At 40.0% G+C, this 19,761-nt stretch carries 16 protein-coding genes; 9 read left to right on the top strand and 7 right to left on the bottom strand.

The features are described 5' to 3' along the window. Positions 1 to 14: 14 nt before the first annotated feature. From cobA to DKM50_02335, 4 genes are read right to left on the bottom strand one after another with little or no spacing between them, the layout of a single operon-like run. Positions 15 to 1,493, bottom strand: a complete 1,479-nt coding sequence (gene cobA, locus DKM50_02350; protein ID PZM83557.1) for a uroporphyrinogen-III C-methyltransferase — start codon at positions 1,491 to 1,493, stop codon at positions 15 to 17. Next, positions 1,486 to 2,139: a hypothetical protein gene (locus tag DKM50_02345; protein ID PZM83556.1), complete on the bottom strand. Its 654-nt coding sequence runs from the start codon at positions 2,137 to 2,139 to the stop codon at positions 1,486 to 1,488. The genes cobA and DKM50_02345 overlap by 8 nt, the downstream gene beginning before the upstream one ends. Then, positions 2,118 to 3,023, bottom strand: coding sequence for a hydroxymethylbilane synthase (locus DKM50_02340; GenBank protein PZM83555.1), 906 nt, complete (start codon positions 3,021 to 3,023; stop codon positions 2,118 to 2,120). The genes DKM50_02345 and DKM50_02340 overlap by 22 nt, the downstream gene beginning before the upstream one ends. Beyond that, positions 3,020 to 4,054 carry a glutamyl-tRNA reductase gene (locus DKM50_02335; protein PZM83554.1) on the bottom strand — a complete coding sequence of 345 codons (1,035 nt, stop codon included), beginning with the start codon at positions 4,052 to 4,054 and terminating at the stop codon, positions 3,020 to 3,022. The genes DKM50_02340 and DKM50_02335 overlap by 4 nt, the downstream gene beginning before the upstream one ends. Positions 4,055 to 4,258: 204 nt before the next feature. On the opposite strand from DKM50_02335, the gene DKM50_02330 reads away from it, so the two are divergent. The 6 genes from DKM50_02330 (at position 4,259) to DKM50_02305 (ending at position 12,032) form a co-directional block, all read left to right on the top strand. Further along, complete coding sequence (locus DKM50_02330) at positions 4,259 to 5,749, top strand: hypothetical protein (protein PZM83553.1); 1,491 nt, start codon at positions 4,259 to 4,261, stop codon at positions 5,747 to 5,749. Positions 5,750 to 5,942: 193 nt separating this feature from the next. Next, a complete protein-coding gene (locus DKM50_02325; GenBank protein PZM83552.1) occupies positions 5,943 to 6,617 on the top strand; it encodes a lipoprotein-releasing system ATP-binding protein LolD in 675 nt (224 codons plus the stop codon). 32 nt (positions 6,618 to 6,649) lie between these two features. Then, positions 6,650 to 8,176 (top strand): hypothetical protein, encoded by a 1,527-nt coding sequence (locus DKM50_02320; protein PZM83551.1) that lies wholly within the window; start codon positions 6,650 to 6,652, stop codon positions 8,174 to 8,176. Positions 8,177 to 8,186: 10 nt separating this feature from the next. Further along, a complete protein-coding gene (locus DKM50_02315) occupies positions 8,187 to 9,920 on the top strand; it encodes a hypothetical protein (protein ID PZM83550.1) in 1,734 nt (577 codons plus the stop codon). Positions 9,921 to 9,966: 46 nt separating this feature from the next. Further along, entirely contained in the window at positions 9,967 to 10,731 is a 765-nt protein-coding gene (locus DKM50_02310; protein ID PZM83549.1) for a hypothetical protein, read from the top strand. 11 nt (positions 10,732 to 10,742) lie between these two features. Then, entirely contained in the window at positions 10,743 to 12,032 is a 1,290-nt protein-coding gene (locus DKM50_02305) for a hypothetical protein (protein PZM83548.1), read from the top strand. Between the two features lie 2 nt (positions 12,033 to 12,034). On the opposite strand, the gene DKM50_02300 is transcribed toward DKM50_02305, so the two are convergent. Further along, complete coding sequence (locus tag DKM50_02300) at positions 12,035 to 13,186, bottom strand: peptidase M50 (GenBank protein PZM83547.1); 1,152 nt, start codon at positions 13,184 to 13,186, stop codon at positions 12,035 to 12,037. A 267-nt stretch (positions 13,187 to 13,453) separates the two neighbouring features. Between DKM50_02300 and DKM50_02295 the strand changes: the two genes are divergently transcribed. Both DKM50_02295 and DKM50_02290 read left to right on the top strand, forming a co-directional pair. Further along, on the top strand, positions 13,454 to 14,371 hold the full coding sequence (locus tag DKM50_02295) for a cation transporter (GenBank protein PZM83546.1): 918 nt from the start codon (positions 13,454 to 13,456) through the stop codon (positions 14,369 to 14,371). 160 nt (positions 14,372 to 14,531) lie between these two features. Beyond that, positions 14,532 to 14,954, top strand: a complete 423-nt coding sequence (locus DKM50_02290) for a hypothetical protein (protein PZM83545.1) — start codon at positions 14,532 to 14,534, stop codon at positions 14,952 to 14,954. Here the strand turns inward: DKM50_02290 and DKM50_02285 are convergent. After that, positions 14,938 to 15,225 (bottom strand): hypothetical protein, encoded by a 288-nt coding sequence (locus DKM50_02285; GenBank protein PZM83544.1) that lies wholly within the window; start codon positions 15,223 to 15,225, stop codon positions 14,938 to 14,940. The two genes, DKM50_02290 and DKM50_02285, sit on opposite strands and share 17 nt — an antisense overlap. A gap of 551 nt (positions 15,226 to 15,776) precedes the next feature. Next, positions 15,777 to 18,338 carry an ATPase gene (locus DKM50_02280; GenBank protein PZM83543.1) on the bottom strand — a complete coding sequence of 854 codons (2,562 nt, stop codon included), beginning with the start codon at positions 18,336 to 18,338 and terminating at the stop codon, positions 15,777 to 15,779. A gap of 419 nt (positions 18,339 to 18,757) precedes the next feature. Here DKM50_02280 and gap point away from each other — a divergent pair, with 419 nt between their 5' ends. Continuing rightward, positions 18,758 to 19,753 carry a type I glyceraldehyde-3-phosphate dehydrogenase gene (gene gap / locus DKM50_02275; GenBank protein PZM83542.1) on the top strand — a complete coding sequence of 332 codons (996 nt, stop codon included), beginning with the start codon at positions 18,758 to 18,760 and terminating at the stop codon, positions 19,751 to 19,753. Positions 19,754 to 19,761: the final 8 nt, after the last annotated feature.

Below are 19,761 nucleotides of genomic sequence, written 5' to 3'. Positions count from 1 at the left end.
TCCATTTCCAATAATTATAGTGTAGGTCTTTTGACGTTCAGAATACAATCTATCAGACTGTCAATTGTTGCCTGTTTTGCTACAATAATTTTCTTGTGTCCAAATTTTTCAAGTTCAGCAGCAGTGATTGCTCCGATACAGAAAGCGGTAAAATCGATAGTGCCGGGGTTTTGGACCGCATAGAAGTGCCGGACTGTAGATGAGCTCGTAAAAATAACATAGTCATCATTCTTCAACTCTATGTCAAGTGTGTCAGGGCTTATTGTGGCATAAATATCCAGTACTGTAACGGTTGCCTGTCTATTCTTCAGTTCATCAGGGAGCACCATTCGGGACTCGGCTGATCTTGGTAATAAAATATTTTCAGAGGAAAGGTCCAGGGGGAGCATCTCCAGTATTCCTTCTGCCATATATTCCCGGGGGACGCTGTCAGAAATAATTCCATATTGTTTAAGATGATCTGATGTTTTGGGCCCTATAGCAATAATTTGTTTCCCTGCAAGCTGACGCGTATCCAGATTTTTAGAGAAGAGCTGTTTCATGAAAAGGTCAACGGCATTCGGGCTGGTAAATATAATCATGGTAAATTTATTCAGAAACCGGTTCTTTAATTTTTGCAGGTTTTTTTTCAGCGGCACGATTTGAATGATCGGACGTTTGACTACTGTTGCACCTAAATCATTAAGTTTTTGTGTGATTTCCATTGATTGTTCCAATGTTCTGAGCACAATGATCCGTTGTCCGAATAATGGCTTGGATTCAAACCAGTTCAGTGACTCTCTGAGCGTTACTACATTACCTACAACGAATATAGCTGGCGCGGTTAGTTTTTGTTCTTCTTTTTTTTTGCAAATATTCCCTAATGTTCCGATAATTGTTTTTTGCCAGGGAAGCGTCCCTTCGCGGATTAATGCTGCCGGCGTATTTGTATTAAAATCAGAACGGGTAAGTAGCTTATCGACCAGTTCTGCGAGATTGCTTATTCCCATAAGAACAATAATTGTATCAGCAGCGGGTATCTTCAGGTTGTCGAGGGTTTTTCCTTCCATCATATGCCCTGTAATTAACGCTACTGAGCTCGACAACTCTCTGTGCGTTACCGGTATCCCTGCGTATGCTGGTACTGCAAGTGCAGAGGTGATTCCTGGGATGACCTCAACTTCTAATCCGAGTTTGATAAGATACTGCATCTCTTCGGCACCCCGGCCAAACAGGAACGGGTCGCCGCCTTTTAACCTGGCAACGATATTGGCCTTTTTTGCCTCTTTGTATATCATTCGGTTGATTTCCGATTGGACCGCTGAATGGTTGCCTTTTCGTTTTCCAACATTGATGAGTTTGGCATTTGGTTTGCAAAGCAAGAGTATGTCATGATTTGCCAGACTGTCGTAGAGTACTGTATCAGCAGACTGCAATATTCTCATGGCTTTCATGCTAATTAATTCAGGATCTCCCGGACCGGCACCGATAAGATATACTTTTCCTTTATTCATCGAGCAACCTCTTAGCTTTTGTTTCTAAATCGGCGATACCAGAAGTTTCGACGATATTTAACGGGTCGAGGGCAAAAAATTTGTCCCAAAAATACTTCCGTTTACTTTGGGACGGGTATCGGTCCTTGACTACGGGACGCAAGCTTTTCAAGTAAATAGCAAGCATGCCATAGTTTTTGCCTATGTGCTCACCGATTTTGTCTCTAATAATTTTAGCAAGGTAGGGGCTGGCTCCGGCAGTGGAAACTGATACGGTGACCGGACCGCGGATAAGGACCGCCGGTACAATAAAATTGCATAGCTGAGGATCGTCCACAACATTACAAAGGATGTTGTGTTCAGTACAAAGGCTTGAGATGGTTTGATGGAGTTGGTAATTATCTGTTGCTGCAAACACGAGACAATACTTTTTTTGAAATAGAATAGCCTGATCAAAACTTTTATAGAGAAGATTAATGTTTTTTTTGTTTCGTAGTTTTTTAAACTCTTTTGTAAAAGTCTCGGAGACCACATCCACTAAGGCTCCATTGGCAAGTAAACTTATTACTTTGTGGAGCGCTACCGTGCCGCCTCCGACGACCAAACAAGTTTTTCCGGTAACGTTGATGTTGATTGGGTAATAGTTCATGATAGGTTTTTCCGCCATGATAGAAATCTTCTGCCCAATTCTTCTGCAAGCATTATGCTATGCGACTTAGCTCCAGTAATAAATGATTCATGGAACCGTGATCCTGAGATATCTGAAATAAATCCTTTCATAGTGATGCTTTCTTCGTTTGTTGTTGTGAAGAGGCCTAACGGGACATTGCAATCAAATCCTACAATTTCCAGAAATCGCATTTCCATCCTTGATTTAAGTTCCTGTTCGCGATCATTTATCGCAGTAAGTATATCCTTATTTAAAGTATCGACTTTTCGGGCCTGTATTGCCAATACTCCCTGTCCTGGGGCTGGAGGGAACTCATCCTGATTAAATCGCTCTGCAACTCTTGCCTGCATGCCGAGTCTGATAAGCCCGGCTTCTGATAAGATTATTCCTTCAAATTCGTTATTGTCAATTTTTTTCAATCGGGTATCAACATTTCCTCTAACCTCGACTGTATTTATATCCGGACGGATTCTCTCAGCCAGAATTTTACGTCGCATACTACTTGTCGCAATACGTGAACCTGCCGGCAGATCGATCAATCGCCGGTTGTTTTGGGAGACAAGAACATCGGCAGAGGATTCAGGCGGAAGAAATGCGCAGAGTTCAAGTGAAGGGTGCATAGCAGCAGTAATATCCTTAAAACAATGAATAGCGCAGTCTATTTCTCCGGTTAAAAGTGCTTGTTCGAGTTCTTTAATAAATATTCCTTTACCACCGATTTGGTTTAATGGTGTTGTTTTATCCCGATCTCCCGACGTAGTGATAATGATCTTTTTTATCTCAAGATCCGGATTACAGGGGTGGAGGAGTCCTTCTATTATTTGGGTCTGCCGCAGGGCCAGTGCACTACCTCGGGTACCTATTTTCAACAAGTGTTTCATATGAGTACTTTTTCCTTATGCCATTTGGTGTACGAGCCAACAGACTTATTTATTATTTCTACAACTTTATCTATTTCTGAAGTTCGTTTTTTTAACGTATCCTCTGATATTTTTTTAAGATCATCTATGTTAAATAAAGTAATTTTAGCTATGCCGTCAATCTCTGGATCAATATTTCTCGGAACTCCCATATCTATAAACGTTACAGGTGTTTTGAAATGACGTCCATACAGGTTGTCATAATTAATTATATGCGACGGGGATGCGGTCGCGGCAACTACAATGTTATATTCATCTAGATGATCGTAGATCTGTTCATATCGAATATAGTTACAGTTATAGTATTTGCTGAAATGTTCGGATTTTTTAATAGTTCTATTCGCTATGGTTACTATGGTATTGTTATCTTTTTTTATCCTGTTCAATAATCCGAAGCCCATCTTGCTTAGCCCAATTATCAGTATTTTTTTTGCCGGTAAATTTACGGTATGTTTCTGTATCAGGTCGTAGGATACGGAAAACACCGAATATGCGCCTTTGCCGATGCCTGTTTTTGTTCTAATATTTTTTCCCACTGAAAAGGATTTCTCGAATAACTTTTTAAGAAATGCTCCACTGCATCCTGCGCAAACGCTTATTTGGTAAGCTTCCTTTACTTGTCCTAATATTTCATTTTCTCCAATGACCATAGATTCGAGACCTGAAGTTACACGAAAAAGGTGGTCTGCCGCTGCTTCGCAGGTATACTTATAAAATATTTTAGCCAGCAAGGAATATTCAATGCCGCAATAACTCGAAATGGCGTTTAACAGACTATTGGTAGAATAATCGGTATCTTGGGTGACAAAATAAAATTCTGTTCTATTGCATGTTGATAGAACAACAGCTTCGGTGATTTTAGTCTCCGGGCTAACAATGGATTTCAAAAATTTTTCTTTATTATGTGAATAAAAAACAAGTTTTTCTCTTGTTTCAATTGGCGTGGCGTTAAAATCTGTTCCCAGAACTACGGTGTGTGTATGTATGTGCATAAGTTATATTATATACAATGTTTTGTTATTCACTCAAGTTCCTGCTTTGATATTAATTGATAGTATGTAGATTTTTTTACCACCGTTTTTTATTTTCAGATATATCAAGCAGAAAGGCCATTACATCAATATTTCCTCTATGAGATCTAGGGTGATCATTTTAGACTTTCCAAATAGTAAGTAGCAGGATAGTATTAAACTACTATGAAAGTTCTTTTGATCCAACCTCCCATCGAAGACTTCTATCTTACGGAAATCCGCACCTATCCTCTGGGATTGCTCTATCTTGGTACGTTGCTCAAGAAAAATGGTGTGGACGTAAGTATCCTTGATTGCTTGAAGCCATATAAGAAAAAAACCATTCCTTTACCGAAAGAATTTAATTATTTAAAAGAGGTGTATTCCGAAAAAGAGATTGGTCCTCTTAAGCTGTTTGGTGCCTACTATCGATTCGGGCTGACAGATGACGAGATAATCAAGAAAGTTTGTGAGCTAAGTCCCGACTATATTGGCATTACCTGCAATTTTACGGCTTATTTTAATATCGTTGCGGCACTTGCGGAAAAAATAAAGGCCGTATTCCCGAATACAAAAATAATAATCGGGGGATATCATGCAACGGTCTATAAAGAGGATATTCTGCTTAAACATTCCTGTATAGATAAGGTCATCAGCGGTTCGGATGAGAATGATTTCCTTCGGGTGCTTGGCCTGCCCGAAGATGAGTCACACTGTTTTACCCGGACTGTCCCTGATCGATCGTTAATTAATTCTTCCTATTATAAAATGCACAGGAAAAACTTCAGCTTTTTGATAGCTACCAGAGGTTGTCCCAGAAAATGTACGTTTTGCACAGTTGCTTCGATGCACGGAAGCAATTTCATTAAGCGAAGTGTTGCTTCGATACTTGAGGAAATGTCCTATCTCTGTCATCATGAAAATGTACGGGTCTTTGATTTTGAGGATGATAACCTGAGCCTCGATAGGAACTGGTTTGACGAGCTTTTAGCGGGAGTCACTGAAACCTTCCGGAATGATGACATTCGATTATATGCCATGAATGGGATATCTGCGGAGACGCTTAGTGAAGAGCTGCTTCAGAAAATGTGGCAGGCAGGGTTCCGTAACCTAAACGTCTCACTGGTCACCGCTCAGGATAGCCTTAAGGAAAAGCTGAGGCGCCCATTCTTGAACGAACAATTTGAACTGGTTGTGAAAGCTGCAGTGCTTCTTGGTTTTGAGGTTACTGCTTATCTAATAATAGGGCTGCCGGACCAGACGAAAGAAGATATTCAGGAAACTATCGAATATTTGAGCGGGCTCAATGTCCTGATAGCTCCGTCTATTTATTATCCTCCGCCCGGAACTGAGCAGTTTTCAGAGTTGGTTGCGGGCAATCGGGTTGATCCGGATAACTGGATTTCGTTCAGGTCCTCGGTGTTCCCGGTAGAAACAGATTTTTTATCCCGAAAAGATCTGGTTTATTACTTCCAGTATATAAGAATGTTGAATTTTTATAATGAGATAAAGAAAAAGTATGCTTCAGCGTTAGGATCGATAGCTGATCTTAATTCGATAAGTCCATTCCTGTTGGAAAATATAGACGTGCAGAGAGCAACCGAAGAAGAAATCGGGATCGCACAGCTGAAAGAATATCTGGCCTCGGGAAAAATGCTGAGAATATATAGAAAATAGAATGTTCTGCCCGGTCCTGAATTGCCGGGGGTGATTCTGGGGGACTATGGTCAAACATTTAGAATCGCAATTGATATATTCAAAATTTTAATAATATCTTTAAAAAAAGAAGGTAATAAAGTAGAATATACGATGGCTGCCAGGCTTCGAGTATCCAATTTAATTACAATTATTATTGTGAAGGAGAGTCGGAATGAATATTGTTGAAATGAAAAATATAAAAAAGAATTATCCTTTAGGTGAGACTGTTGTTCATGCAGTTCGCGGAGTATCGTTCGACGTCCAGGAAGGCGAATTCTTATCGATCATAGGACCTTCCGGGAGCGGCAAGACGACCCTGCTCAATATGATCGGGTGTATCGATATCCCTTCCGAAGGGAGCATGAAGATCGCCGGTAAAGAGATTACAACAATGAAAGACAAAGAACTTACGGATCTTCGCCTCTATAAAATAGGGTTTATATTTCAAACATTTAATTTGATCCCTGTCCTCAATGTTAAGGAAAACGTTGAGTTCCCGCTTCTTCTCATGAAGAAATATTCAAAAAAGGAAATAAGTGAAAGAGCCAGTCAGCTTATCGATGCTGTCGGTCTTACGGAGCATATTAACCACAAGCCGTCCGAACTCTCCGGAGGGCAACGACAGCGAGTTGCTATTGCTCGGGCGCTGGTCACCAAACCGGGTATTGTCCTGGCTGATGAACCGACCGCCAATCTGGACTCGGAAACCGGCGGTTATATTTTAGAGCTTATGAAAGAAATGAACGAAAAAGAAAAGACGACGTTTATCTTTTCTACCCATGATCCCGATGTTATCAAATACGCGAAGCGTATTGTCAGGATCAAAGATGGTCTACTGGCAGAATAGCTGGATAAATAAAGGATCTGAGGAGTATTAAGATGCTGAGTTTAAAGATTGCCTGGAGAAATATTTATCGTCATAAAGGTAAAAGTCTTGTAATTGGAGTAATCCTGTTTTTGGGCGCATGGATAATGACCGTAGGAAATGGTATCATTTCCGGTTTGAATGAAGGGCTCAAAGAGAATATTGTTAACCGGTTTACCGGAGACATAGTATTAATATCCGATAAACAGGTTAAGAAGGATGTTTTGTTCCCAATGATGGGCGAATCGATTGAGGTGATCAGTGGGTATCCTGCCATCAAAGATGTGCTTACCCAACAACCCTATGTCGATAAGTTCCTTCCGGCTGCACAGGGTGCTGCTATGGTGCTTAGTGATGCAGGTGAGCCGGATTTATACTTTTTGTTAGGTGTTGATTTCGCTCAATACCAGAAGATGTTCGATAATGTTGAGACTGTCGAAGGGCGCCTGCTTAAGCCTGGAGAGAGAGGATTGCTCCTTACTACTGTTAACAGAAAAATGCTCTATGATTATCTCACCAATTATTGGGTTATTCCAGAAAATTGCACGCTTGCAACTGCAAACCTGACCCCGGAGGCCAAAGCGAATATTCAGCGGTTACAGGTTCGGGATAAGCTGGTTTTTATGGGGTTCAGTGATAAGAATACCACCCTTGATATTCTCTCCCCGGTAAAAGGTGTCATCAAATATAAATCCTTTAATAAGTTTTGGGGCTTTTTTAATATTATTGACCTTGAATCGTTTCGAGAGTGTTTTGGCTACGTTACTGCTGCCGATAGCTCAGCTCAGGTCGATGACGAAAAAAAAGCCTTATTAGCGATGGATGAATCGAATCTTGAAGGTTCTTTCTCAATGGATGGATTGGTCTCAGAAATGAAAACCGATGATAGTATTTTTGACTCGTCGTCAATCCAGAAAGAAACTGAGAAACAGCAGATAGCGATTGATACGGACAAGGGGTCCTTTAATCTGGTGTATATCAAGCTAAAACCTGGAGTGCCTTTGGATGTCGCCGTTAAAAAGCTAAACAAAGCGTTGAATGATGCACATGTGAATGTTCAGGCAATTACCTGGAAACAAGGTCTTGGCCAGATTGCCGATATGGCAATGTTGATGAAAGGTGCTCTGTTTGTTTTTGTAACGTTCATCTTTTTTGTTGCCATTATAGTTATTATGAACACACTGAGTATGGCAGCCTTGGAGAGAATTCCGGAAATAGGAATGATGAGGGCGGTCGGCGCGAAAAAAAGCTTTATATCATCAATGTTCTTATATGAGACAGCGATGCTATCGTTTGTATTTGGCGGTATTGGGATTATATCAGGTATCGTTACCGTTAAGATTCTGGCCTTAATGAATATAACAACAGCAAATGAAATGTTGCAATTGTTTTTTGGCGGAGACAAATTTCAGCCTCTTCTGAGCATGTCCGATATTATTCTGGGAATTGTTCAATTAGCTGTCGTAACACTTATCGCGACGATTTATCCTATGATTGTTGCGAGACGCATAACCCCACTTGAAGCAATAGCGAGAGATTAAGGAGAAACCTATGAGTATATTATTTGATATCAGTATGAGGAATTTATTTCGCCAGAAAAGAAGGAATGTTTTGCTGGGAATTGCCATAGCTTTTGGGATGATGATCCTGGTTATCGCTAACTCCTTTTCCCATGGTATCTCTGATTCCCTTCTCAATAGAGTTATCGTTTACGTCGCGGGACATATGGAGATCGCAACACTGGAGGAAGGGAAAATGAGATTCCCCATTATGCGCGACAAAGACCGCTTTCTTAAGATCATCAATGAAAATGTTAAGGACATAAAGCGTATCGAAGAAAGTCTTTCTATTTTTACCAAAGCGATCGGTAATGGAAAGAGCGACAATGTCGTGCTTGTTGGAGTTAATCCGGATAAGGAATTTTATGGTTTTTTTAAAGCTATATCTGGAAAGAGCACTGACTTTATGGATGAAAGCATACGAAATCCTGTAATCATTTCTGCTGAAAAGGCGAAAAGCCTTAATGTTAAACTGCATGACGTTTTGCGCGTGCGGCTCCAGAACGTTTATGGACAACAGCAGACCGATGTCCTCACTATTGTTGCAGTTGTCAAATCAGAGAACATGTTTATGGATATGGCAATATACCTGAGCCGAAAAAACCTTAAGCAACTGGTTGGGTTAAAGCCTTATGAAACCGGTAGTTTGCAGATAATACTAAATAATCCGAAAATAGCTATTGAACAAGCGAATAGCCTCTATAAGAAGCTGACCCCCGGAGTTGCGGCAATCTATGGAGAATTGAAGTATAAAGATACCTCCGTTCCCGCAACAACTCTGGCATTCTACCGGAATGATGCTTCTTTGGCTGTGATAACTAAGAATATAGTTTTTGTTTCAGGGGACGTGAAAGAAGCCCTTGGAAAAGAAGGCGTTATTCTTAGCGGTAAGTTAGCTGCATCGCTCAAGCTTTCTGTCGGTGATACCTTCGATAGTGTCTATAAAAACAAATATGAGGGTGGATATACTACTAACAATTATACGGTTAAAGCTATTTATACTGTTCTGCCGACGATACTTCCCGATAATGTCCTGCTGTTGAGTGACAAGCTTTTTTATAAGACCTATTATAGAAATCTTCCTCCGGATGCTAGTAACGAAGTCTACCAGCCACCGACGAGTAACCTTGTGTATGCAGCACTCGGCAAAGAATGGAATTTGCTCAAAAGGACAAGTAATTCAGATGAATATATGAAAAAGATGAAAAGTATAATTGAGGATAAGTCTGCAGTTGCTGTAATGGATGTTCGTACTATGTACGAAACGGCTAGTAGTGTGTTGCAGATGGAAAAAGTGCTTAATCTTATCACGTTAACTGCGGTAATGGTTTTGTTTTTTATAATTTTGATCGGCGTGGTGAATACCTTACGAATGACCATCCGTGAACGGACTCGTGAAATAGGGACGTTACGGGCTATAGGGATGCAAAAACCTGATGTCCGTAACTCTTTTATAGTAGAGACCCTTTTGCTGACTTTTATGGCATCGATTGTCGGTATTGTTGCAGCCTTTATTGTTATGGGCTTGACTCATTTTATCACGTTCAATACCGTGACTGCGCTCAATATATTATTGGTGAACAAACATTTACATTTTGTTCCAAGTGTTTTCGGTATTTTATTTAACATGCTCTTGATCTTGGTAATTGCCGGATTAACATCATATTTCCCGGCGAGAAGGGCAGCAAGCCTTTCGGCGGCTCATGCGCTAAGGCACTTTGAATAATGAACGAAAAAATCAAAAATCGAAAACAATTAAGGAGAAAGTAATAATGAGAAAATGGATTCTAACAACGCTATGTGTGATTTGTTTGGCGGGTTCAGTGCAGGCGGAGAGCAAAATAACTCAGATTATGAATAGCATAGATGAGCTTCAGGATATCAAGACTGATATTACCGCAAAAGTAAAGATGACACAGCAAAAGGTGACCCAAGGCATTAAAGCCACTGAAATGATTTATTATCGCAGGGATAAAGATGATTCTTTTCTTATCCTTATGACCGGTCCGGAATCAGAGAAAGGAAATGGCTATCTGAAATCAGGAGATAATTTCTGGATGTACAGACGCAATACCAGGACCTTCCAGCATATTAATCGTGACGAGAGTATCGGGGGTTCAGATGCCAGTGCGGACGATTTTGAGAAAAGAAAGCTTGTTGACCTGTATAAGCCTGCGCTTGATGGGAAAGGGCTGGAATCCATCGTAGAAGAAGTCCTGGGAACTATTCCGGTATATAAAATAAAATTAATAGCAAAAGTCAGTGATGTTAAGTACCCTTCTTTAACTTACTGGGTCCGTAAAGATAATTTGCTCCCGCTAAAGGAGCAGTCGTATTCTCTTTCAGGAACGCTGATGGAGACCGCCTATTATCGAAAATATACGCTCATTGATGGAAAGTATGTCTTCATACAAGCAATGTTCATTGACGAGTTCGAAAAAGGGAATAAGACTATGGTAGAAATATCCGGTATTTCGACGAAGAAAGTAGAAGATTCTGTTTTTACCAAAGCTTATCTTGAAAATATAAGTAAATAAAGGAACTGCCTATGTCTACGATGCGATCACATATTTTCCCGGCTATTTTTTTGCTCTGTTTCGGAACTTTTGCGATAGCCGAAGAACTTGTTAATGAGAGCGAGATGTTTAACGAAACGAGTTCGGTTATCGAGACCGGCAACATTATGGATGATGCGGTTGGTGCGATACTTGAGCAAGAGAGCGTTTCCTTTACCGGAAGTATCCTGTCAAAAGGGATATATGCCATGGACCGTTCCTGGATCGAGAAGAGGGCCGGATGGAATAACAATACCTTAACCAACTATACTGATGCGAATTTGTTTCTGGATGTAAGGTTAAAAAAAGGTGTGAAGGCCTTTATCAATCTTGAAGTGGCAAATGCGGCTCAAAAGCTGGCCGTTTCCGGGAACTCTCTGGCGTTTTCAGTTAAAGAATTTTTTATTGATATGAACGTGAATCAGGGTATCTATTTTCGTACCGGAAAACAGGTTTTGCAGTGGGGACGAACATATTTCTGGAATCCTACGGATCTCATTAATATTGAGAAACGCAGTTTTCTTAATATTAATCATTATCGGGAAGGGGTTTATGGCACAAAGGTCCATGTCCCATTTGGAGCAAGCAAGAATATCTATCTGTTTTGGGATTTTTCAGAAGCAGGAAATTTTGATAGAACAGCACTCGCCGGGAAGCTGGAATTTCTCATCGATAATAGCGAATTGGCTTTTTCTGCATGGAAGAAGAAAGGTTCTCTTCCGGTTTATGGCTTTGATTATTCAACTAAAGCCGGTGATGTCGACGTAAAGGGTGAGGTAAGCCTGTCATATGGCGAGAACAGGCCAAAACTTATCGTTGATGACCACGGCAACGTTTCTAGCCACATAATAAAAGACAGATGGATTCCAAAAGCCAGTCTAGGCTTAACGAAGTCATTTGAATGGGAGCTTAAAGATAGAATAAATGTTATTGCAGAGTTTTACTACAATAACAGCGGGTATAACAAGAACATGTTCAAAAATTCCGCCACAAGGTCCACATTCATAAATAATTATTATGAACAGAATTACTCCGGTGTTTATTATGCTGCTTTATTTACTACGATAAATAAATATCCTATTACGGATATGACGTTTAATACCAACATTATAAGTAACTTAAGCGACGGTTCGGCGATCCTGGCAATGGGAGTAGGCTATGTTATGGTAAATAACTTTACCATAGGATGTGCACTTAATAGTTTTTTGGGTCCGAAAAACGCGGAGTATACCTATTCGGACACCAAACTTTCTGCGGACGTCACTACAACGATAGTTTTTTAATTCTACCTATTAAAACCTTTTATTTCCATGAAGCGTAGCAAGCTGCCTTTGCTGATCATTCCTACCAGCTTTGCTTCTTGCATGACAAAGAAACTGTTTCGTTTTTCGGCATACATTTTTTTTAGTATATACATGAGTGTAGTGTCGGGAGAAACAAGACAGCTCTTGATAAGTGGTTTCATAATATCTTTTACTGTTTTTTTCTTCTGCTCTTCATAAGGAATGTTTTTCAGGTCAGAAAGTGTTATTACCCCTAACAGCTCATCATCGTCAGCTACCGGAAATCCTCTGTAACTGTAATGAAAGAAATAATTATTGATAAGATCATCAATGGTTATTCCGGAGGGAACTTGTATGACGTCTCTAATCATTACATCCTTTACTTTTACGCCCTCTAAGGATTGTTTAATAAGAAGCTGCTGGTATCCTCCTTGTGCAATCATTCGCAGGAATAATCCTATAAAAATGAGCCACAGTCCCCCGATAAACACCCCCTGGATGATATCCAGAATTCCAAGGAAAACAAGAACTAAGGCAAACCCCTGACCTATATTTGAGGCAATCTTTGTAGCTTGATTGAGCGAATGTGATTTCCACCATAAGAGAGCCCTGAAAATCCTTCCGCCGTCTAGCGGAAAAGCTGGGACAAGGTTAAATATCCCAAGTGCGATATTAATCCATCCGAGATAATTGAAGAGCGCAAATAACATGACGTGTATACTGCTTGCGAAGAAACCGTTGATTGACCAAAAGATGGCGGCTATGACAAAGCTGCTTAGAGGCCCGGCAATTGCTATTTTCAACTCGGTTTTCGGATCGTTTGGTTCTTCCGTAATATTGGCAATTCCGCCAAAAATGAACAGGGTGATCTCTGATATATTAATTCCTGCCCTAAGTGCTATCAGAGAATGAGAAAGCTCATGTATGATTATTGATAAGAAGAAGAAAAAAGTTGCCAGTGCTCCGGTAAGAAGATAGATCAGGGTACTTTGTCCCGGATAATACCTTGGAAAATAACCGAAAGTGAGGCTCCAGAAAACGAGAAAAAAGATGATGAACCATGAATAGTCGAGATTGATCTTAATTCCTGATATGGTTATAAGATTGATGTGGTTTCCATTCTTTTCTTTCATCTGATCATTTTTATCTGTCATAGCGGGGTCCTTTTATTGTTTTATTTTTATTAAAGAATCAAGGTTGCTTATTATTATCGAAGTTGTAGGGTGATACGATAACTTATTAGGACGATCATTGCTCGTTGGATTATAGGTCGATTATCGTGAGGGTCAAGTGCATAAATTGGCAACGTATATGAAAGAAATTGCCGATATACTTCTCTTGTCAGAAAGAGTATTATCTTCCATTGTTAGTATGTCCGAGACAACTGTTGTTTCGGAAAAATTAAATAGGAAGTCATACTTATGGGTCATAGTTCACATCATCATGATCATTCCTGGGGGCATGGGAAAAAGGCCAAAATTATTTTTTCCATTATTCTCAACTTTATTATCACCGGAGTTCAGCTTGTCGGCGGGGTGTTTTCGGGAAGCCTTTCCCTTATTTCTGATGCGCTTCACAATTTTAGTGACGCCTTTGCGCTTGTTACAAGTTATATCGCGATTAGGCTAAGTGAACAGGAGAGTACGGCGGAGAAAACGTTTGGTTATAAACGGGCCGAAATCATGGCAGCGTTATTCAATGCAGCGATTTTAATTCTTGCCTCTTTTGCGTTGTTCAGGAATGCCCTGGAGAGGCTAATCTCCCCGCAACCTGATAGTATTAATAGTAGTCTGATGATTCTTGTTGCAAGTATCGGTTTTCTTGCGAATACCTCCTCCGTCTTGCTTTTACGAAAAGATGCTCATGACAATATTAACATGAGGTCTGCGTACGTCCACTTGTTTACTGACGCATTAACGTCGCTGGCAGTAATCGCCGGAGGTATTCTCATCTATTTTTATCATATTTATTGGATTGATCCGGTCCTCAGTATAGCTATCGGAATATATGTTATAAAAGAAGGATATTCAATTTTAAGTACAGCAATAAGTATTTTGATGCAGCATACTCCTGAGCATATTGATGTACTGAAAATTCAGCAAATTATTGAAGAAATAGACGGGGTAAAAAATATACACCACGTCCATATATGGCAGTTGACGGAAGAAACAATCCATTTTGAAGCGCATATCAATGTGTCTAAAGATATGCTGATCAGCGAGAGCTGTCTTTTAAAAGATCAGATTGAGATGATATTAAAAGATAAGTTTGAAATAACCCATGTTATCCTTCAACTGGAATATGATTACTGTAAGAATATCCCCCTTATTAATAAATAACCTCCGATAGGTTCTTTCCTGTTACTCGTCACGATAGAGACGCATCCCTCTCTTATGTCGAACTCAGGTTGAAAGTCTCTACATCAAACCTAAATGACCAGTTGCTTTTTATTCCATTTTCGTTAATATATGCTCAATTCTTTAGGGCTGGAGGGCAAAGGTGAATCCGGTATTTATTTGTTTTGCAATCGCATTGGTTTTTAGCTGCATACCCTCTGCTCCCCGCTATGTTGAAACGAACTCCAGTGAGTCGAAGAGCTATGTGGTTTATGAAGATAGATCATTTTCTCAAAATAACCAGGTATGGATTCCTGTACTTGTTCTTAAGAATATACAGGAATCTGAACAGTACGCGATTGCAAGAGAGTTGCATATAAACTATCCCACAGTTAGTTTCGAACTATATTCTAAGGAAAGCTTGTTACAAAAAATGTGCAGCTATCACCAGAAAAAAATAGATTTTCCGACGAAAGAATATGATTTATTCTTTTTAGGTATAATAAATAAAATGTTTAATAAAGATAGTGACGAATTGAAATGGATGTTTATCTCGACAAAATATAAAGCTATTGAACTTGAATAGTTTTCCTGTTGACTGAATGTTTGTTGACATTCTTTAAGGCCTGCATAATGTTGTTGTTGTTCACTTCAGGCTTAACGATAATTGCGAGAACTCCGCTAATAACCGCAGCAATAAGGAATGCCGGCACAGGAATTAGGTACCATCCGTAGAAAAGGGAAATACAGGAAATGCCGAAAATGATCGTAGAGAACAATTTATTGGAAGCAAAAAGTATATAGATTAGGGACAATAACAGTAACAATATTCCAAGTTCAACAATAAATTCAAACATTATATTATACCAAACTTTATTAATTGTTGTGTGCGAAGAAATTTTATCAGTTAAAAATACAAATTGTCAATGATAAAGTACGCAATTCTCATTATCAAAAGTCATATGAGCATTTTAAGCTTATTGTGTGAAGGCTAATGAATATCCTGGGTTTTACTTCTCTGAAGGCACTTGATTTTCCCAGATAATTATTGCAATCGATTTCAATTTGCTTGCCGCTCAGTAGCTTCCTTGTACTAATAAGTATATTTTGCGTTAATGAGTTGTTTTCATTTTCTCTATACAATGAAGAATAGAAGTTCCATACTGATAAGCCTAGTTGGCTTGTTTTCATCACGTTATACACATTGCTTTCTATGAAGTTAGAGGGTTCTGTCTTTTTAATGTCAGATGTCACACTAAATGATTGTACATTCAAAGAGACTGCGAAGGCACAGGAACTGCTGACGAGCATAAGAAAAAAAGCTATTCTGAGTATCATTGTAAAAGGCCTGTTAACTTAAGAGTGATACTATTAATTATCTACTATTCATTGTCCTGAATGCAAGTTCTTATAATAGGAGGGAGGTTTTCTTTTCTCTGTTTTTTATTGTTTTAAGGAACTCGAACCAGATAATACTAATTATTCCTGCACTAAAACAGATGAACAGGTCATTCGGGTGGAGTATCTTGAAACGAAATAATCCTCTTAGAAAAGGAACATATAGAACTAGGGCCAAAAAAAGGACCGCCCCTCCAAGGACCCATCCCAGGGCACGATTATGGGAAGCCAGTGATGAGGGTATTGTCGTTAACCAGGAGCGATTGGTGAGTATGAGGCCAAGGTTTGCGATAATTAAGGTAGTGAATGTCATTGCTCGTGCTTCTGAAGCTCCTCGTCCAGAATTAAGTGAAAAGAAAAAGATCGTCAGAATAATGAAGAGGACGCTGAGTCCTTGTAACAGGCTGATGACAAGTACGTTTCTGTTGAACAAATGCTCGTGTTGTTTTCGTGGAGGACGGTCCATGATGTTTTTTTCTTCAGGTTCTGCTTCAAAAACTATCGAGCAGGTAGGGTCGATTATTAACTGTAAGAATGCAATATGGACCGGAAGCAGTACGAGTGGCCAGTTAACGAGTACTGGAATCAATGACATACCTGCAATGGGAATGTGGATGGATACTATGTAGGCCATAGCTTTTTGGAGATTATCAAATATTCTGCGCCCCATTCTTATTGCTGCAACAATCGATGAAAAGTCGTCGTCGAGCAGCACAAGTGACGCAGCTTCACGGGCGACATCAGTTCCTCGTCCTCCCATTGCAATCCCGATATTCGAAGCTTTAAGTGCCGGCGCGTCATTTATCCCGTCTCCTGTCATTGCGACTATTTCTCCGTTAGCTTTCAGTGCGTTAACAATTCGAAGTTTTTGTTCGGGTACTACTCTCGCGCAAATACCAATACTTTTTATCCGGTTCTGTAATTCAGAGTCATTCATGGTAGTCAATTCATGTCCTGTGATAACTTCGGTTGCTTGCTGGAGTTTGATCTGGCGGGCGATATTTTGGGCAGTTGCAGGATAGTCTCCGGTAATCATAATTATTCTGATTCCGGCTCTGTAACATTCATCGAGGGCTTCAGGAACTGAAGCCCGGATTGGATCTTCCAGTCCGATTAACCCGAGAAATAAGAAATTAAATGCATGTTGTTGACTCGGAAGTTGTTCTTTCCGAAAAGAAGCTTTTGCAACGGCGATGACTCTGAGCCCTTCGTTTGCCAGCATGCTGATTTTTTTCGATAAATCATCGATTTGGCTCGGGGAGAGATGACACAGATCTAATATGGCTTCGGGTGCTCCCTTGGAGGCGATAATGTAATCTTGCCCGTTAGGTGATTGCCAGACATGCGACATCGCGAGCAGACTTTTTGATAAAGGGTATTCATGAATAAGATTCCAATCATAATGGATATGCGGAGTATTTGAGAGTTTGTATTCTCCCAGTTTTTTTATGGCTTTTTCCATAGGATCAAATGGATCTTTTTGGCTTGCTAATATACTATATTCAACAAGCTCATGAAACTGTTCCGGGAGGCTCTCGTTTCTTTTCATTTCCAGGTCATAAAAATCGTTATTAGCAAATATTTTTTTTATTCTCATACGGTTAAGTGTTAACGTCCCGGTTTTGTCGACGCACAAGACAGTCGCAGATCCGAGAGTTTCAATGGCGGTAATTTTTCGGGTTAATACATTTTTACGAGACATTCTCCAGGCTCCGAGAGCCAGGAATATAGTTAATACCACAGGGAATTCTTCAGGTAATATCGCCATTGCCAGTGTAATCCCGGCGAGCAGTCCATTCAGCCAATCGTTACGTACTAAGCCATAGGTAAAGACAATGATCAAAAATAAAAAAAAACCAATCAAAGCTATTTTTTTAACAAGATCACCTGTTTCCTGTTGAAGTGGTGTTGGTTCCGGTTTTAGCGATTCTAAGGTTTTTCCTATTTTACCGATTTCTGTATTTGTCCCGGTAGCCGTGACTTTCGCAATCCCTTGTCCTTGGATAATAAGAGATCCTGAGTACACAAAAGGAAGATCGTCACCACCTGGAGCGACAGTAAGTGCGACTCCGTTCCAAGCTGATTTCCTGACGGGCACAGATTCTCCGGTTAGTAAAGATTCGTCTATCAGCAGATTGGTTTCCTGGAGCACGATGGCATCGGCAGCAACGCGGTCACCTTCTTTGAGTATCATAATATCCTCCCGGACAATTTCACGCCCGGCTATCCGTTTTTGAATCCCGCATCGAATAACGAGTGCCCGAGGACTTGATAACTCTTTTAGCGCTTCAAGGGCGTGTTCGGTTTTTCTTTCCTGATAAATGGTTATCCCCATGACGACGAATACGAAACTGAGTAAAAGTAAGGCTTCTTGAGGTTCTCCGAGCAGGAAGTAGATAATCCCTCCGGTTACTAGTAAAATAAACATCGGTTCTCGAAATACTTCTAAGGTGATCGCAATTACGCTTCTTTGTTTCGAAGAAGGAAGCTCGTTGTACCCTTCGTTTTGTGACCGTTCCTGCGCATCTTTTTCAGTAATGCCGGATAAATCCAGGTAATCAGGAGGTTTCATGCGTCTACTCCATCTATTTTGAATTCGAGTCGTAATGCGAACATTTAAAGATGGTTTTAATTATCATATAAAAGCATAAAGTAATTGATAAATATAAAATTTATAATAACAATCATAAGAACTAAGGTTAATGAACTCTATTTAACATAACGCCATGTTTTTGAATAGTCGCCAATTATCCGGGTTTAAATCCGGCCACAATGAAAAACGGTAAAATACAGGAATTCTCCTCAGTTCTTTATGCGATGAAAACCTGCCATGTAAACAGTAATCTTTATTGTTGACGAGAGCTGTCTTTGTTATAAAATGAACTCCCAAATAAATAACTAAATATAATGTTTTATAAAATGCTTTGCATTAGCCCAAATCGCCGGTTGATAACAAATTATTAATTGAGAGGATAAAAGGGGGGAATCAATATGGCAAGAGTTGCTATTAATGGTTTAGGAAGGATTGGGAGAGCTGCGCTTAAAGTCATTTTGGAAACGCCGGAACTGGAATTGGTAGCTGTTAACGACCTGGGAAAGATTGATAGTCTGGTTTATTTACTTAAGTATGACTCGGTTTATGGAAGGTATGAAAAAAAAATTGATGCCGATGATGATTTGTTGATTGAAGATAAGCGATACAAGTTCTTAAGTGTTAAAGATCCAGGAGGGCTTCCCTGGAAGGAATTGCATATTGATATTGTTTTTGAGTGTACCGGTGTTTTTACAAAAAAAGAAGATCTCCAGAAACACCTCAATGCCGGGGCACGGACGGTTATATTGTCGACACCATCGAAAAGCGAAGATGTCGGCACGGTTATTTATGGGGTTAATAGTCCCGAAGGTAATGTCAATCTGGTCTCGTGTGCTAGTTGCACTACCAACAGCATCGCTCCTGTTATCGAGATCATCGGAAGACGGATAGGCTTAAAGAAAGCGATAATGACAACGTTTCATGCATATACTGCGACTCAGTCTATCGTTGACTCGCCCAACAAGAAGCTCAGACGGGGAAGGGCGGCGGCGATTAATTTTGTTCCTTCATCCACAGGAGCAGCTATCGCGACAACCCGTGCCTTACCTCAATATAAAGGTAAATTTGACGGTATTGCGATACGTGGTCCGGTCCCGGCAGGGTCTATCTCGGATGTTGTTCTCATTACCGAGCGGACGACAAGTATTGAAGAAATTAACAATATCTTTAAAGAAGAAGCCGCGACGGAGAAATATATAGGTGTGATGAGGGTCACTGAGGATGAGGTAGTTTCTTCGGATATTATCAAGGATCCGCACGCTGCAATCATAGATCTTACGTTAACGAAGGTAGTTGATGGAGATCTGGTTAAGATAATGAGCTGGTATGATAATGAATGGGGATACACGAATCAAATGGTCAAAGAGGGCGTTGCCCTGGCCAAAACAATGTAATATATGTG

The sequence above is a fragment of the Candidatus Margulisiibacteriota bacterium genome (assembly GCA_003242895.1).
Taxonomy (GTDB): domain Bacteria; phylum Margulisbacteria; class Riflemargulisbacteria; order GWF2-39-127; family GWF2-39-127; genus GWF2-39-127.
The sequence above is the reverse complement of the archived record's forward strand: the minus strand, read 5'-3'. Positions and strand labels throughout refer to the sequence as shown.

What these genes read in the sequence shown, in the direction of transcription:
- cobA (PZM83557.1), bottom strand. Translation starts at nt 1,493, where the DNA reads ATGAATAAAGGAAAAGTATATCTTATCGGTGCCGGTCCGGGAGATCCT.
- DKM50_02345 (PZM83556.1), bottom strand. Translation starts at nt 2,139, where the DNA reads ATGGCGGAAAAACCTATCATGAACTATTACCCAATCAACATCAACGTT.
- DKM50_02340 (PZM83555.1), bottom strand. Translation starts at nt 3,023, where the DNA reads ATGAAACACTTGTTGAAAATAGGTACCCGAGGTAGTGCACTGGCCCTG.
- DKM50_02335 (PZM83554.1), bottom strand. Translation starts at nt 4,054, where the DNA reads ATGCACATACATACACACACCGTAGTTCTGGGAACAGATTTTAACGCC.
- DKM50_02330 (PZM83553.1), top strand. Translation starts at nt 4,259, where the DNA reads ATGAAAGTTCTTTTGATCCAACCTCCCATCGAAGACTTCTATCTTACG.
- DKM50_02325 (PZM83552.1), top strand. Translation starts at nt 5,943, where the DNA reads ATGAATATTGTTGAAATGAAAAATATAAAAAAGAATTATCCTTTAGGT.
- DKM50_02320 (PZM83551.1), top strand. Translation starts at nt 6,650, where the DNA reads ATGCTGAGTTTAAAGATTGCCTGGAGAAATATTTATCGTCATAAAGGT.
- DKM50_02315 (PZM83550.1), top strand. Translation starts at nt 8,187, where the DNA reads ATGAGTATATTATTTGATATCAGTATGAGGAATTTATTTCGCCAGAAA.
- DKM50_02310 (PZM83549.1), top strand. Translation starts at nt 9,967, where the DNA reads ATGAGAAAATGGATTCTAACAACGCTATGTGTGATTTGTTTGGCGGGT.
- DKM50_02305 (PZM83548.1), top strand. Translation starts at nt 10,743, where the DNA reads ATGTCTACGATGCGATCACATATTTTCCCGGCTATTTTTTTGCTCTGT.
- DKM50_02300 (PZM83547.1), bottom strand. Translation starts at nt 13,186, where the DNA reads ATGACAGATAAAAATGATCAGATGAAAGAAAAGAATGGAAACCACATC.
- DKM50_02295 (PZM83546.1), top strand. Translation starts at nt 13,454, where the DNA reads ATGGGTCATAGTTCACATCATCATGATCATTCCTGGGGGCATGGGAAA.
- DKM50_02285 (PZM83544.1), bottom strand. Translation starts at nt 15,225, where the DNA reads ATGTTTGAATTTATTGTTGAACTTGGAATATTGTTACTGTTATTGTCC.
- DKM50_02280 (PZM83543.1), bottom strand. Translation starts at nt 18,338, where the DNA reads ATGAAACCTCCTGATTACCTGGATTTATCCGGCATTACTGAAAAAGAT.
- gap (PZM83542.1), top strand. Translation starts at nt 18,758, where the DNA reads ATGGCAAGAGTTGCTATTAATGGTTTAGGAAGGATTGGGAGAGCTGCG.